The sequence below is a fragment of the Pseudoalteromonas sp. ABV4_021 genome (assembly GCF_056159365.1).
The window spans coordinates 1351755-1367652 of record NZ_JBSWVB010000002.1 but is presented as its reverse complement, the minus strand read 5'-3'; the positions used below and the strand labels follow the sequence as shown (position 1 = coordinate 1367652).

Genomic DNA, 15898 nt, shown 5'->3' with positions numbered 1-15898 from the left:
TTTTTAATTTTTAATTTTTAATTTTTAATTTTTAATTTTTAATTTTTAATTTTTAATTTTTAAATCAATGCTTTGTTACAAACTATAAATTGCCCAATTAGAAATAACAGGTACATTAAGTTCCATTAAATTTCACAATATTCAGGTAATTATGAAAAATAAAACACGTACTGCATTATTGTTATCAGGATTAGTAACAAGTGCTTTAGTACAAGCAGCTACACCTAATAAAGCACAAATTGATAGTGTATTTGCCGAGATAAAAACGCAAAACCCTGGCTGTAGTGTCGGCGTTATAAAAAATGGCAAGCTTATTCATCAAGCAGGCTATGGCTTAGCCAATATGGAGCTTAATGTGCCACTTGATGGCACACATGTTCACCGTATTGCTTCGGTGTCTAAGCAGTTTACGGGCTTTGCTGTGCTGCTGCTTGCCGATGAAGGCAAAATCGACTTAAAGGAAGATATTCGCACCTACTTACCTGAATTAAGAGACTACAAGGTGCCGGTCTCTATTAATGCCATGTTAGGCCATTATTCAGGCATGGGGGATTATGACTTTGTAAACACTGAGCTCGATAAAGATACATTAAAACTTAAATCCACCATGGCAGGCGATTTTCGTTTAGGTAATGAAGACTATTTAACAATTCAAGAATTCTACGATTACGTAAAAACAGTACAGTTAAGAAACCAACCCAACGAACGCTTTAGCTACAGTAACTATGCTTATTTCTTATTGTCGATGCTCGTTGAACGTGTATCAGGAGAAAGTCTCCGCGAATACAGTGATAAACGCATATTTAAGCCATTAGGTATGAAAAATACCTTTTTCAGTGATGAACCGACTGAAATCGTTAAAAATCGTGCAGATGGTTACAGCAAAGATAAAGAAGGCAATTACTTCACTAATATGACCAACTTATTTTGGGTAGGCGATGGCGGTTTGCATACCACCATTGAAGATATGGCAAAATGGGATGCCTATTTCTACCAGCCAACCCTAGGTAAAAAGCCAAAGCAATTATTTAACCAGTTTATGCGCCCGAATAACCCAGATATTACAGCCGAAGGTAAACACTACGCCAATGGCCAATTTATTACTGAAAAAGACGGTGTAAAAATCATTCATCATAGCGGTGGCTGGCTTGGCACTATCACCAATTATGAGCGCATTCCTGAAAAGCAGTATTCATCGATTGTATTTTGTAACGATACATCATTAGATATTGCAAAATTGGTCAAAAAGTTGCGTAAGCAAATTTTGTAGAGCAAGCTAAATTTTGAGAGTTAATGAGGTAAGTTCAACGCACAATGCAAGAACTTACCCCATTGGATTTAGGCAATAATAAATTAACGCATTTCTAAAATTTTCTGAGTGTGATCAATCCATTGGTAAGCAGGCACGCTCGCATCAATGTAATAGTCGGGTTGAATGCCTTTACTGTCTATCGCCATCTCTGGAATTCTAAAGCTCTTTGATAAGCTGTAATAGAGTGTGAAATGTTTACTTGGCGATTTAACTTGGTACATATTAGAAATATCTAAAACGCCGCGAGTTGTCACACCAAACAGTTTCACTTTTTGGCTTTGCTTAGCCGCCAGTAAGAATTGCTCTGCCGTGCTACCATTTCGATTATCAATTAATACACCGACATTTTTAGGTAGTGGGTGCACACGATCGAATGTTTCAACAGTGACTGTATCGTCTTCCAGATTAACGAACTCACCTAAGCGATTTTCCAACTTGTTATAACTCTCCTTTGCCCATTCTTTATCTTCGTCGCTAAAGTGATCATCTTCCATAAACTGCAGCATGCGAGAGTTATTAAGTGTTGTAGACAAAAACTCTAGGCCAATAGTGCGGATAGGATTGGTATAAATAATTGGCAATATCTCGTCATAACTAACATCACTGCCACCGCCGTTACCACGTATATCGATAATTAAATTTTCCGTCTGCAAAATGGTATCTAAATTATCTTTGATAACCTTATCAATCTCTTTTTTAAGACTATGGTTAAATGACGGAATTCTAAGCAATACAGTTGTATTTGATAACACCTCAAATAAGGGTTGGCGCGCCGCCGTGAGCTTCACGTATTGAGTAACTGATGGTGCGCTCACAGTTTTTGCATTCTGACGTGACAGCGTTAACCAATTTGCTCCTAACACTAAGTGATTTTTATCTAGGTTACTTATCGAATCGATAGTGCGTGAAGTGTGATCTGCCATATAGTAGGTCACTTTATGTGTGCCGTTGCCGCTATCATGAATTATGAATTTAATTTGCCCTTTTTTCCAACTTTCGTTGCTCGACTCAATAACGTAAGCGTTATAGTCCGAACCTTCTTTTTTCAACGCCAATTTATAGCCTGAAAATGCCCAAATCCCCTCCCAGTCCTCTGCTTGTTTGGTATCAAGATACTGGCTAAAAGCTAATTCATTAAACTCATGAATTTTAGAAGTTTTGTTTTGTACTTCTTCGCCACCGGTATTAAGCCCAATGTGAATATGGCCATCTCGAAAAAATGACAACCAGCCCTTTAGGTGTTGATGACATTCAGTTGCTGAGCCACTATTTTTAACGGCGTTTAGATATTCAGCATTGTGACTTTTATAACTATTTTCACCTTTTGTAGAAACTGCATATTCAAATCCAGCATCATTATTTTCAAACGTGGTTTTGAGCCACTCAAACTCAGTTTTACAGTCAAACGGGTTTGCAATCGCGGTAAATGGCAAAAGAAGTGTAAAAAAGGCAAATTTTTTCATTAATATTCAAGTCCTTATTATTAGAATTCTTCCGACTTTTGTAGTCCATTGAGTAGGCAGACTACCTAATTTAAATTGCCGATACAAATGAAAGCGAAGAGGAAAAACAAATGGTCATTCAAACGACTACCGTTTAGTTAAGCAAGTGCTCAAAGCCAAAGATCGATTCTGACTCTTTCTCAATTTAACCTAGGCGTAATTGTGAAGTTTTATTATTAATATTAAGAGTTAACGATTCGTCGAGTAACGAAAACCATCAGCCTTAAATCCAATTCCCCAACTTGAATACATTAGGCACAATGCCTTGTGTCATTTGATTAGATTTGGGATAGTGACTGCATTTATTACTCAGTATAGTTTTTTCATGAGCGCCACCTCTTATTTATTATTTTTCTTTTCCGCCTTAGGGGTGTTTAATGGCCTACTTTTAGCTTCTTGGTTAGTCTTTCGTCAAAATAAGCAAGTGGGTGATAATTGGCTGGCAATGTTGTTGCTATTACTTTGTATACGTATAGGCAAGTCGGTAGCATTTTACTTTACCCCAAGTTTAGATAAAAACATTCTACAACTCGGATTAACAGCGTGTTTTCTTATTGGTCCGTGTATTTACGCTTATATTACTCATCAAACTAGGCAAGGTAAGCACAACGCCATAGCAAAGTGGACTTTTGCTAGTTTAGCGATATTTATTGTTGTGTTGGGTATTGTGTACCCTTATAAAACCCATTTAGAGCTCTGGCAATATTGGGTTTATCGGGGTTCAAGCTACCTATGGCTGGTGTGTTTGCTCTTGAGCTTCTTTCATTACAGAGAAAAAATCCAACAGTTTAAAGGCCAATGGCAAGCGTTAATCACCGACAAGCCACTCATTGTGCTGATGGGCGGTTCTTTAATTTGGTTAGCTTACTTTACTGCCTCTTACACCTCTTACATTATGGGCGCGTTAAGTTTTTCACTCACCTTGTATTTATCAGTATTAACCTTATTTAAAGCACCTAAAGAGCCGCCATTAAAAAACAATAAATATGCCAATAACAAGTTAACCGACAATCAAATAACCGCCTATTCAAATGCGCTTGAACAGTTAATAAATGAAGAGTACATCTACACTGATCCTCAGCTTTCATTACCTCGTCTCGCTAAACGTTTAGGCATGCCTCATACGTTGTTGTCACAATTATTGAATGACCACTATCAAATGAACTTTAAACAGTACATTAATACTCAACGCGTCACCTTCGCACAAACACTGTTACTTGCAGAGCCGAACACCAGTATTGACGATATTGCAGAACAAAGTGGCTTTAGTTCATCTTCAACATTTTATAGCGCCTTTAAGCACAAAACAGGCATGACACCAAACCGATATCGCACTGCCAAATTATAATTTTGGACTACTGGAATATAACTTAGCTTATTGATTGTATTAAATTTAAATAAGATTGAGTGAATATTTTTTATGGAGCTCAATATTATGAAACAGACATTTAAATGGTTAATGTTACTTGTTCTTGTAGTGCATTTCACAATACAAGCACACGCAAAAGTGGATGCACAGCACGAAGTAAGAGCGGTTCTTCACAATTACATTAATGGCACTAGCAAGGGTGAACCTCATTTAATTAAAAATGCATTTCATGAGCGTGCTTCCTTACTACTCAGCCATCCTAATAAACCGTTTTGGCAAGTATCAGCTGAAGACTATGCTAGCTGGTTTGAGTCAATCAAAGGACAACGCGCTGGGGCAATTTTATCAACCACAATAGATGGTGATATTGCAATGGCAAGAGCGTTAATTACAACGGCTTCCCCTGTAAAGCAATATATTGATCAATTTTTACTTAAGCGCTTTCCAAATGGGTGGCAAATCGTTAGTAAAACAGCAACTCAATTGGTATCACAGCAAGACAATTCACAATTAAAAAGCGCAATGAATAAACGCGTTTTATTTATTACTTCAAGCGCGGATCATCATGGCGAGTCTAGTTTACCAACAGGTGTTAGTTTTTCTGAGTTAGTCGAAGCCTATGAAGTGTTTATTAATGCGGGTTATCAGGTTGATGTTGTCAGTACACTAGGGGGTAAATTACCTTTGGCTTATATCAACACATCAAACGAAAAGCACAAAAAATTTATTTATAACCAAGACTTTATGTATTTATTAGCGAATACGTTAGCACCCGAGCAAGTAGATGCGAGCCAATACTTAGCGGTGCATTATGTCGGTGGTGGTAATGCTATGTATCAGGTTGCTGAAAACAAAGCATTGCAAGCAATTGCAATGGCGGTGTATGAAAAAAACTATGGCATTGTTTCATCAGTGTGTCACGGTACAGCAGGCATTATTAACCTAAAGCTTAGTAATGGCGAATACCTCGTTGCTGGTCGCAAAGTAAGTGGTTACCCAACCGCATTTGAAAAAACAGATGCTGCTTATTATCAGCAATTTCCATTTGATATTGAAAAAACCATAACACAGCGTGGCGGTAAGTTTTCATATGGAGAGCGCAATCAATCGTATGTGCAAATCGATGGTCGCATTATTACTGGCACGAATTACCAGTCATCAAAAGCGGTTGCTTTGGCGATGGTAAAAATGATGAATGATATGTAATTTCTATTTTCAGCATGATGGGTCTAAATTGCTAGGCCCTTTAGTCAAATCAAAAGTTCATTCGACCAAAAGCCTCAGTTTATTGATACGCTTTTTACACATTAACGCAGTGTGACTTGTTATTTGCCCACACTATTTGCAACAATGACAGAATTGCTGTGTAAGTTATCAAATGAAACCGAGTAAAGTATAAGGAATAAGATGATAAGGTTCGTCATTGGATTTATAGTATTAACACTTTTCACCCTATCATCAGCTAATGCGGACGAAATCGTTATTGGCAAAAGTGAAACTCTAAACTCGCAAGTACTTAACGAAACCCGAAAGTTATTCATTAGTTTGCCAGAAAACTATGACAAAACCGACTATAACTACCCAGTATTATATTTCTCTGATGCACAAGCTCATTTTGAAATAATGGCAAGTACTGTTAATTTCTTAACTAAGGCCAACAAAATCCCACCAATGATATTGGTAGGCATAGATACAAGTGCAAACCGTGTTCGTGATTTAACACCCATTGTTTATGATGAAGTAGAAAAAAACCACCCTTGGTTCACAAGCGTAAACTATGGTGGCGCTAGTCAGTTTGCTAACTTTATAGAATCTGAGCTAGTTCCGCACATCAACAAAAAATACAGAACGACCGACTTTAAGGTATTTTCTGGCCATTCGTTTGGCGGTTTATTTTCATTTTATACCTATCTTAACAAACCCAACTTGTTTGACGGATATATGGCAATTAGCCCATCTTTAGGTTGGGATAAAGAACGCTTGGTGGTTGAAGCTAAACACCAAATTGAACAAAAAACACTGTCTAAAGCTGCAATGTACTTAAGTAAAGGCAATGAAAAAGGCACTACAGGCGCAAGTTATGCTGCAATTACGCAAGCCTTTGAATCTGTGAATATTGATTCGGTTAGCTCACAAGAGTTCCCTGACGAAAGCCATCTCACAGTTGTTTTTGATGCTCACTATCACGGGCTAACAACACTATTTAAGGCATGGCCTTTATCCTACGCGCACAGCGCAAAAGGATTAGAGGTTGTGATAACACACATTAACAATGTGAAAGATACATTTAAGATAAATTTTTCTTCCGAACGCTGGCTAATTAACTTAGGTAATAGTGAGCACTATAAGAAAAACTATAATAATGCTATCGAAGCATACAAACACAATATAAGCTTGTTCCCTAATTCAGACTATTCTTATTTTTTATTAGCAAGAACATATGAAGCAAACGGGCAACTTAAGATTGCGTTAAAACATTATGAAAAAGCAAATCAAATGGTTGACAGTAACCATGCAAATAAACGTCGCTACCTCGATGCAATTAGTAAGCTAAAAGCGAAGCTTAAAAACTAACACGTTTTACAAACCGCGGTAATCAATTGGGTCATCCATTGATTACCGTTATCAATTACAACACGCTACCCCATGGTTTGAGTGGTAGATTTATTTCTGATGATAAGTACCATTTCAAAATCATAGGTTCGCCTGCATCCGCAATACTTTCATAATTAACCGGTTTGCCTGAACCTAAGTTAACTTGTGCGTCGGTGTTTTTATTGACGTTTAAAACAAGCACGATTTTGCTGCCCTTTTTGATAAGTTTTGAAGTAAATCGTGCATTAACAATCGGAACGCGACGTTTTTTATTGGGAATGAGCAAACGTCTTTCGCCCATATCATCTGCATAACTCGCTCGGCTGCGATAGTTATTTAAATGAAAAACCTCACCTTCGGCAGTCACTTCATAGTAATTAAAGCCAATGTCCACATCTCTTTTATTTACTGATATATCAAAAAAACCAGATATTACACCTGTTAGCTCCATATCTTCGGTAAATATAGGCGTTTCAATTTGAATACCACCTTGCTTATCAATGCTGTCTTGAATTACTGGCCATGGCGCTAAATTGCGCTGCTCGCTTCTATCCGTCATATCAACAATCTGCTCAATATATTGATTAGTCTGCAAAGAAGGCGCTTGTGCTAACAGATAGTTGTCAGCGTCATTCGGTGATGCTTGAATATAAAAAGTCACGGCTTGTTGATTTAGCGCTTGCAATGAGCTCGCAAAGCGCCATTCGTTTGCCCCCATTACTTGGTAGTTCACCCTATTTTGCACGAGCTTTGGTTTAGGCTTGCCATATAACACATGATCGAACCATTCAAATACTAGCTCATCTGTGTCCTTTTCAAGGGCAACAGGGTCTAACTTATAATTACTGTGATGAGAACGTGGTTTATTCTGTGCTGACCAATGGTTATAAGGGCCAATTAAGAGCGCATGATTAGCACTAGGGTTATATTTATAATGCTCATGCAAATAGTTTAACGCTGAGATCTGACCGCCTTCAAAGTAGCCTGTAATACTGAGCACAGGTATATTAATGCGTTTATAATCTTCTTTATGTGGCACCATACGTTGATAGTATGGCCCGTCTTCAGGGTGAGCTAACCACTTTTGTAGCCATGGACTTGGTTTTTCTGCAATTTTGTCAATATCAACAATTGCTCGACCACTTTTATAAAGCGTATTTACGATATTATTCGTTCGCTGCCAGTCATTATAAACACTGTTGTCTACAGTTTTGTTGTTTGTCACAAATAAGGGCCATTCAAAATTACCTGTTAAGGCAATATTGTTTTCATATGGTAGCCCTGTTATTAAATTAGCCGCTACATAAGGTGCTATCGCTTTTAGCCCTTTAGGCATATGCTTTGCTGTTGCCCATTGGGTAAAGCCATTATAACTGCCACCGTACATCACAACTTTGCCATTACTCCACACCTGTTCGGTGATCCAGTTAATTAACTGCGATGCATCTTCTCCTTCGTGTTCCCAAGGTACAATCGCATCTTTGCTCGAACGCTTGCCACGCGAATTAGCTACTATGCCAATATACCCATGCGCTGCAGCATGCATCGCAGATTTAATGTGTGCTGCTTCATCCGCATAAATTGTATACTGTAACGCTGTGCTATTTGGTTTTTTAAGACCGCGACTGCGAACAAGAGTGATGGATAACTCAATGCCATTTTTTAATTTAACTAACACATCCGGTTGAATGTAAAAGCGGCGCGCTTGTTCACGTTTTACAATTTCATTTGTAATGGGAATGATTTCTTTAAGTACATGATATAAGCGGGTGTTTACCGCAATATTTATCATCTCATCATGCGATACGCTTTGTTTGTTTTGTACTTGCTTATAAACGTTAAATACATAGTCATAGGCGTTAGACACCGACCAGCCTAGCGCTAAAGTCAATTTTACAAACGCTTCATCATCCAGTTTTTCAAATTTTTGACCAATCAACTCACGGCTTACTTCTGCAAAAGAATCATGCAATTTACCTTTATCGTTTAACACCTGATTTATTTGGTGAAACAGCTGGTAATGAGAAAACTCTAACGTATTATTTTGCTTTTCAATGTGAGTCTCTATGGCTGCAAAATCGCCTCGCAATGATAGTAATGCAATTTTATTAAACATGGGTTGTTGGTTTATTTGCGCAGGCGTTAATTTTTTTGCAAATAACGCGAGCTCTTTTTTGAAATCTGTTGAGGCTAAAATCGCTTGTGCATTTTCTGATGCGTTCAATTCGGTTGCGACAATAATCGAAGGGACAGGGTATTGATTACTCTGCTCAGCATAGGTATTTTGCAAAAAATTTAGTAAGATGATTGCCAAATAAACCACCACTGACGTTAAACTTATTTTTTTCATTTGTGCTTCCATTTTAATAATGCGACTAAATCGTGGAGCACTCTACTGAACGCCTAATTTTAAGTCCTGACAGCGTGGTGAAAAGATGTGACTTTTTATGACAGCCTTGATTTAAAAGGGCTGTGTGATAGAACGAATGGATTAATATGCGCTGGCAAATTAAAGGTTTTGAGTTTAATGAACAACAACAAACCTTAATCACTGAGCACAATCAAGTTCGACTTGAACCGAAGATGTGTGAACTTTTAGCCTATTTTTGTCAGAATCAAAACCAAGTAATCAGTAAAGAGCAATTACTTGACGATGTATGGCATGGTCGTTATGTCAGTGAGAACACTGTCAGCAAGCTCATCACTAAGCTTAGAAAAGCATTACAAGATGATGCGCGCAATCCTGAGTATATCACCACAGTACCAAAACGAGGCTATCGATTTGTCGCTACGGCAACCCCCGTTTTTGAAAAAGAAGATCCATGCGTAAAAGCCAATACTGCACCAGCCAAGCGTTTGAGTCTTAAATACATTTTGCTATTGCTCTTATTCTTTATCTTGTTTGTATCTCTATGGTTGTTTAACCATCGTACTGCCCCAAATAGTATTGTTTCAGCCAAAGCAGTTACATCAGATAAAGGCAGTGAATACTTTCCAAGCTTTGCCCCTGATGGCATTAGGCTCGCTTACATGAACCATGCTGGCGAGCGCTTCAAACTCTATGTAAAAAACATTTATTCAGGTGAACAAGTTGAAGTAAACCATGGGGAACAAAGTGGCGTAGGCCCTGGTGTATGGAATAATGCGGGTACTAAGCTGGTTTATTTAGTTGCTACACAAGAATCTTGCCAATACTTTATACGCGAGTTTAATGGCCTAACGATGTCTGAGCCTAAACTAATTTATACCTGTAAAGCAGGGAGCTTTGGTCAAATTAAATTTACCCATGATGATAATGTGCTCATTCTTTCTGAATCTCCAGGTATGGGCAAGCCTTACTCGCTCTATTCACTCCACCTAGATACAGGTAAAACACAGTGGCTACCACAACCTGACTTGCATTTAGGTGGCAATAGCCAGTTTGATCTTCACCCAACTGACAACAAAATTCTAATATCTTCACCGAATGAGCAGCAATGGGAAGGCTTTTATCGACTTGATTTAAACACACAGCAATTAACATTACTGTTTGAGTTAAATGCTTATATTTGTTGTGGTATTTGGTCTCATGATGGTGAACATGTTGTGATGATGGGCGAACACCCTGCCCGTAATATTGTGCAATTTGGTCTTGATGGAAGTAACAAAACGGTGTTGTTTACAGACCCTCAACAATTAAGTCGGCCAGAACGCCATAGTAATGGCGTAGATTATGCGTTTACCGCATTTAAATATGACTTAAATGTTGATGAATATAATATTGCTGACAATAAAGTGTTATCGATTTTAAACGATACCTTTGATGAACGACTGGCTGTGTTATCACCCAACTCCCAGCAAATCGCATACATCAGTTTAACCTCAGGCAATGAAGAACTGTGGCTATATAACCGAGAAACCCGTAAAAAGAAAAAAATCACCCAGTACAGTGATGGCCGCCATTATGTTGATTTAACTTGGTCACCTGATGCAAATAAAGTAGCAGGGCTTACATTAAACGCGATTCATATTATTGATATACCCTCAGGGGTAACCCAGATACTGCCATTGCCTGAAAAAGAGTTTCGTGGCGTGTCATTTCGTTCTGCCAATAAAGTCGCTTTTAGTATGAAAATTGGCGCAAACTGGCAAGTGGTTGAATTTAACTTAACTGACAATTCAATGGAGCGCCTTGAGCCAAAATGGCAGAGTGTTCAATACGATAAATTTGATCATAATTGGCTTTGGGTTGATCAAGCTGGAAACTGGTATGTTGGCCAAGATAAAACCCCTTTGACCTTACCTAATCAACCACAGAGCGCTTTTTATGGTAGGCAATTTGCTGTTAAAAAAAGTGGCAAACGTGTTGCGTTGTTTGATTGGCATCAGAGTAGCCTTAATATTTATAATATCGATACTCTCAAGCGAGTGTTCCAATTAAATAGCCAGCTAGGTCATTTTTCACTGCGTGGCGATTTATTACTTATCAATAAACCATCATCAGAATCCAATGATAGCGACATTTACCAAACATTTAGCGTATCTACAGAATGAAAAATAGGCGTGAGTGAAAATTGAAAAACTGTTGGTTGATGCTTGAAAAAATCAGCAGTAATTAACACCGCCTAACAAATAGAGCCTCTCATCCTTAAAAAGAGTTACCTACCCTAAACATAAAAACACCCAAACTAATTCAAATTAGAGTGGGTGTCTTTGTTATTTATTTAATGATGAATGGGTCAGAGTTCATGGAGTCATTGATTTTAAAAATAACCCAACGATTAATATTTAGGAAAGGATACGAGCAAGATAAATTTCAGATTCTTAGTCCTATGTTTTTAATGACCAAACGAAAGTGGATGTTTTGTTATAAGCCACAGATGCACTTCCTAAATTGGCAAATCAGTTCTAAAGTCATTAGCATGATGTTTGAGTTCTTTTGTGTTGCACTGTATTAATGAAATTTTTCCTCATACTATTCATCGCTTTTTTCTATTCTGCCAAAAGCTGGGCGGCTCCCGCAAAGATAGAAAACACGTGTCAAATTAACCCTAAACAGTGCTTACAGTTAGTAGAAGAGCGATTAAATAAAGGTGTCGAGCCAAAATCATCACAATGGTACCGCTTCAAATATCTACAAATTCAGGCATTATTTGAACTTGAACAATCGCAACCACTCGCCATAGTACTCAATGAGTTAAATTCAATTTCAACCCTACCGACTTTTTTACAGCTCAAGGTTTACATTCTAAGTGCCAAAAATGCGATGTTTAGAAATAACGTGCAAGACTTTGAGCTATATAAGTCAAAAACATTTACTTTAATGAAAGGAATTCATTTAGACACGCTCGATCCCTATTCGCTGATTGAGTATGCAAATTTTCATATTTATTTAAACGATTACCGAACAGGCATAGAACTGCTATTACCATTGGAAACGAAATTTAGAGATCACCCTAATAGTGAACTTAAAAAAACGATTTATACCAATCTTGGTAATATGCATGCCCTACAGAAATCGTATAAAAATGCTTTTCCATACTTTCAACTCGCATATGAAAATGCGCAATTGTCTTTAAATAAACACTATGCGTTAATGACTCATTACAACGTGGCTCGCAGCCATCAAATGCTTGAGATGCACAAGGAAGCTGAACAAGTTTTTTTAGAGGTATTATCCGCAGAAAAAACCATAGACCACCCTACTATCAAAAACTTATGCCACTATCGCTTGGCTATTTACTATAGCGAGCAAAACAATCAATCGAAGTTAAAGACACACCTTAATCAGGTTGACCCAACCAAGCTCTCCACAAAGTTATTGAAGCAATATCAGCAGTTAATATCTGTTAAATAAGATGTCACACGTGCCTAGAGCTTAAAATAGCTGATAGGTCATAAACGTTATAACCTGATTCATTTCGAAAGGTGTGGTTTACTTTGTCGTCTTTAACCGTTACTGGACATATTTGAAGTACGGTGTGGGCACACCAACTGAAGTCAATTTAAGCGCTTAGCTGGCATTTAAGCTCCAACAAAGAAAAAGGTTAGCTAATTAATAACTAACCTTTTAACAATCAAACCAACCGGCTTTATTTTTTATTTACACAAAGCAAAGTCAGACCCCATTGGTTTTGACCAAAGTGGTAGGGTTACAGAATGCGTTGGTATTTATGTTTACTTTATTAATTAAACTTAGCTATCTTCCCATTCTTTTGATTTTCTTTTCTTTTTTTCTTCTTTTTCAGTTACATCAGCCATCACGCTAAGTAGAGCATTACTTACTCTATCGCCAGCATTATTGCCTTTTTTAACCGGTTTAGGTTTAAATAATACTCGCTTGATCGCTCTTAGCCCTTTAAAAATCCACCAAACAACCGCACTGTAGAAGAAAAAACGTCCCCAATTTCTGTCAATAAACCCAAGAATAACTGTGATGACAATTGCAGGTATCAAAGAGCCCCAAATAAAGCGAAGCACTTTTTTTGCGACCTTGGTTATACCTAACAGCTTATTCGTTGGTTTTAACTGTTCAATGACTGTTTCATCATCGAGCGATTCCAATTCTAAGCATAAATCGTAAGCTGTCTTTCCTTCTTCATTCACTACATTAACATCTGCTCCTGCGGACAATAAAAAGGGTACAGCTTCAGGGTTAAAATTTTGGCAAGCATATATCAAAGCAGAACTACCGCCATCCGTTTTAATATTGACATCTGCCCCAAGCGAGATTAATAGCTCAACAATATTATCGTCGCTCAACGCACCAAAAGCTGCCGCAGTGCAAAGCGCTGTTTCGCCTGATTCTTTGCTTTTTTGGTTAATATCAATGCCTGCTTCTACTAAAGGTTTAATAAGATCGGTATGTTGATGGTAGGTTGCCAAATGGAGTAAGGTGTCTCCATCACTATCAAGGCGAATTTCTGCACCTTTTTCCCTCAAATAATTGTACACATCGTGATGACCATTTCGTACGGCATACCACAGTACAACATCTTTATCTTCATCTTCTGCGTTAACCTCTGCTCCATGTTCAACAAGCAATTCACAAATGGCTAAATGACCAGCAGCGGCTGCGAACATAAGACATGATGAATCACTGCCTTCAACTGTCATCTCTTCTGATATTTGAGTCGCGATCTCGCCTAAATGGCTTAATGCACCAAGGGTAGTGTTTTCAAATAACTTATTTAAGACCTCAGATTCAGCATCGTCTTCTTCATCATCAACCTCTTCAATACACACTTTTGCATTGGCATCGCAGCCTGCGATTAAAAGCTGCTCTACAACGCTTTTACGTAACTTGATAACGGCTAGTGTAAGCGCCGTATTCCCGAGTTTATTCTTACTTTCCAAATTAGGAGAGGTCGTAAGTAAATAAGCAAAAATTTCTTTTGCGTTACAGTCTATTGCTTTTATAAGCAGCGAATTACCGTGCTCATCGGTAATGTCTTTATTTTCCAATTCAGTAAAAGCGTTTGTAAATGCAGCCAAATCATCCACTTTAATAATTTGCCAAATACGCTCTTCCAAAGGCTTATCACTAAAACGTTTGATAATTTCCACACGTACAGGGTTTTGCGCAGCAAGGTTGCATGCTGCACTATCGAGGAATGTATCTTGCTGATAGTCTCTATCCTCAAGGCTATAGCCAGCGTCTAGCAGAAGTTTGAGGTTAGCTGGCGTCAAATGATGCATCACACGATGCAACAGTGGATCATCTTCATCTCTGTCATTCACAAACGGTAGAATAACAGCTAAATTTTCATCACATTGGCTACGCACTGCGGCAAAAGCAGCTTCTTCGAGTGACAGCTCAATATCATGTGCTTTTGCTAGCTCAATTAATCGGGCAATAATAGCTGAGGCATTATGATTTGAGGCAAAATTGATAATGATTTGCTCAAAGTCAAACTCTTCGATTTCTACTGGAGCTTGTTTATCTAGCAAGTAACTAACACATTCGCGCCCAGCACTCATACTAGCGGTTTCAATAATACTATCATTGTTATCGGTAAGATAAGTTGGAAAACGCTTTTCTAAATACTGTAAGGCTTGAATGTTGTCGTTTTGAACAGCGGCTTCAAATAATGCTTGTTCGGGATGACCTTCTTTCAAGTAATGCTCAAGGTTTTTCTCAAAGATGGGGAAATCATGGTGATGCAAAGCTACATCCATAATTTCTTCAACATCCTCATCTTGGTAACTATTACTCGCCGCTTTAAAAACAAGTTGGTCTTTGTACTCTTGCGCAAGCTCTGCAAAATCAGAGCCCATATACCAAAGGATTGAACCTCCCTCAGAACAAACCGTGTTTACATCTACATTTTTCTCGAGTAGGGCTTTAACAAAACACATACAGCCAGAATCATAGTTCTGAAGAATGTCGATAATAAGCGGTTCATCATCAACCTTTATATTTGGATTAGCGCCTGCATCAAGCACCAGTTTAAAAAGGTTTAAATTGTCAGCCTCAGCAAAACGCTCAAGCAGTCTGTTCTCATCTGCAAACTCAGCTAAATTTTCGGTGTTTGATAAAATTTCATGAACTTTGCCAAACTCTTTATCTTCAATAAAGTTCATTAAGCGATGATGAGGTTCGTAGCGACTCAATAACGTATCTAATGTATCGCCTTCAATAGGTGCAGCGCGATAAAAATAGGCTGTTTCATACTCACCTACTTGATCGTAATACACTTTAACTTTTACAAACTCGATATGGAAAGGCTTTAGTTTAAGTAATAAATCTAAATCGAAATCACCAGTAGTACCTGTAATAATACGTAAATGTAATGCATCTTCTGTCACTTCATAGTCTTCTAAAGTGTAAGATGGCAAACCGATAAGGTGATTAACATCACCAACTGAATTGTGTGCGAGTTGCTCTGCTACTTTTTCAGCATTTTCTGCAGAATTAAAATAGCCGATATAATGATAATGATTTGCCGACATATGTGCTTCCTAATTAAGTGGCATGAATTCAAATGACATTTCAAATTCGCAAACACATATTCGTGAGTAAACTTCGAACACATCCTTGTTATCGAATAAGCTTAGTCCATTCGCTTTAATTCTTTTATATCAGTAAAATAATGTAAAATGAACCCATTAAAAGTTGAGTTTTAACATTTAAAAGCTTAA

At 37.8% G+C, this 15898-nt stretch carries 9 protein-coding genes; 6 read left to right on the top strand and 3 right to left on the bottom strand.

Features of this window, described 5'->3' with window-relative positions:
* Window positions 1-151 precede the first annotated feature (151 nt).
* On the top strand, window positions 152-1270 hold the full coding sequence (locus tag ACXAFE_RS20245; RefSeq protein ID WP_475157177.1) for a serine hydrolase domain-containing protein: 1119 nt from the start codon (window positions 152-154) through the stop codon (window positions 1268-1270).
* An 83-nt stretch (window positions 1271-1353) separates the two neighbouring features.
* On the opposite strand, the gene ACXAFE_RS20240 is transcribed toward ACXAFE_RS20245, so the two are convergent.
* Window positions 1354-2775: a S41 family peptidase gene (locus tag ACXAFE_RS20240; RefSeq protein ID WP_475157175.1), complete on the bottom strand. Its 1422-nt coding sequence runs from the start codon at window positions 2773-2775 to the stop codon at window positions 1354-1356.
* A 364-nt stretch (window positions 2776-3139) separates the two neighbouring features.
* Between ACXAFE_RS20240 and ACXAFE_RS20235 the strand changes: the two genes are divergently transcribed.
* The 3 genes from ACXAFE_RS20235 (at window position 3140) to ACXAFE_RS20225 (ending at window position 6757) form a co-directional block, all read left to right on the top strand.
* Window positions 3140-4162, top strand: a complete 1023-nt coding sequence (locus ACXAFE_RS20235; RefSeq protein ID WP_475157173.1) for a helix-turn-helix domain-containing protein — start codon at window positions 3140-3142, stop codon at window positions 4160-4162.
* An 87-nt stretch (window positions 4163-4249) separates the two neighbouring features.
* Window positions 4250-5389, top strand: coding sequence for a nuclear transport factor 2 family protein (locus tag ACXAFE_RS20230; protein WP_475157170.1), 1140 nt, complete (start codon window positions 4250-4252; stop codon window positions 5387-5389).
* Window positions 5390-5590: 201 nt separating this feature from the next.
* Complete coding sequence (locus ACXAFE_RS20225; RefSeq protein WP_475157168.1) at window positions 5591-6757, top strand: alpha/beta hydrolase-fold protein; 1167 nt, start codon at window positions 5591-5593, stop codon at window positions 6755-6757.
* A 55-nt stretch (window positions 6758-6812) separates the two neighbouring features.
* Here ACXAFE_RS20225 and ACXAFE_RS20220 read toward each other — a convergent pair whose 3' ends face one another.
* Window positions 6813-9128 (bottom strand): CocE/NonD family hydrolase, encoded by a 2316-nt coding sequence (locus ACXAFE_RS20220; RefSeq protein WP_475157165.1) that lies wholly within the window; start codon window positions 9126-9128, stop codon window positions 6813-6815.
* A 146-nt stretch (window positions 9129-9274) separates the two neighbouring features.
* Between ACXAFE_RS20220 and ACXAFE_RS20215 the strand changes: the two genes are divergently transcribed.
* Both ACXAFE_RS20215 and ACXAFE_RS20210 read left to right on the top strand, forming a co-directional pair.
* The gene (locus ACXAFE_RS20215) at window positions 9275-11311 is read left to right on the top strand and encodes a winged helix-turn-helix domain-containing protein (RefSeq protein ID WP_475157161.1); all 2037 of its coding nucleotides are present in this window, start codon (window positions 9275-9277) and stop codon (window positions 11309-11311) included.
* Window positions 11312-11714: 403 nt separating this feature from the next.
* On the top strand, window positions 11715-12614 hold the full coding sequence (locus ACXAFE_RS20210) for a tetratricopeptide repeat protein (RefSeq protein WP_475157158.1): 900 nt from the start codon (window positions 11715-11717) through the stop codon (window positions 12612-12614).
* Between the two features lie 338 nt (window positions 12615-12952).
* Here ACXAFE_RS20210 and ACXAFE_RS20205 read toward each other — a convergent pair whose 3' ends face one another.
* A complete protein-coding gene (locus ACXAFE_RS20205; protein ID WP_475157153.1) occupies window positions 12953-15709 on the bottom strand; it encodes an ankyrin repeat domain-containing protein in 2757 nt (918 codons plus the stop codon).
* Between the last annotated feature and the right edge of the window lie 189 nt (window positions 15710-15898).

Bases quoted from the DNA above. Each gene is read 5' to 3' on its own strand.
- ACXAFE_RS20245 (WP_475157177.1), top strand. From the start codon at position 152: ATGAAAAATAAAACACGTACTGCATTATTGTTATCAGGATTAGTAACA.
- ACXAFE_RS20240 (WP_475157175.1), bottom strand. From the start codon at position 2,775: ATGAAAAAATTTGCCTTTTTTACACTTCTTTTGCCATTTACCGCGATT.
- ACXAFE_RS20235 (WP_475157173.1), top strand. From the start codon at position 3,140: ATGAGCGCCACCTCTTATTTATTATTTTTCTTTTCCGCCTTAGGGGTG.
- ACXAFE_RS20230 (WP_475157170.1), top strand. From the start codon at position 4,250: ATGAAACAGACATTTAAATGGTTAATGTTACTTGTTCTTGTAGTGCAT.
- ACXAFE_RS20225 (WP_475157168.1), top strand. From the start codon at position 5,591: ATGATAAGGTTCGTCATTGGATTTATAGTATTAACACTTTTCACCCTA.
- ACXAFE_RS20220 (WP_475157165.1), bottom strand. From the start codon at position 9,128: ATGAAAAAAATAAGTTTAACGTCAGTGGTGGTTTATTTGGCAATCATC.
- ACXAFE_RS20215 (WP_475157161.1), top strand. From the start codon at position 9,275: ATGCGCTGGCAAATTAAAGGTTTTGAGTTTAATGAACAACAACAAACC.
- ACXAFE_RS20210 (WP_475157158.1), top strand. From the start codon at position 11,715: ATGAAATTTTTCCTCATACTATTCATCGCTTTTTTCTATTCTGCCAAA.
- ACXAFE_RS20205 (WP_475157153.1), bottom strand. From the start codon at position 15,709: ATGTCGGCAAATCATTATCATTATATCGGCTATTTTAATTCTGCAGAA.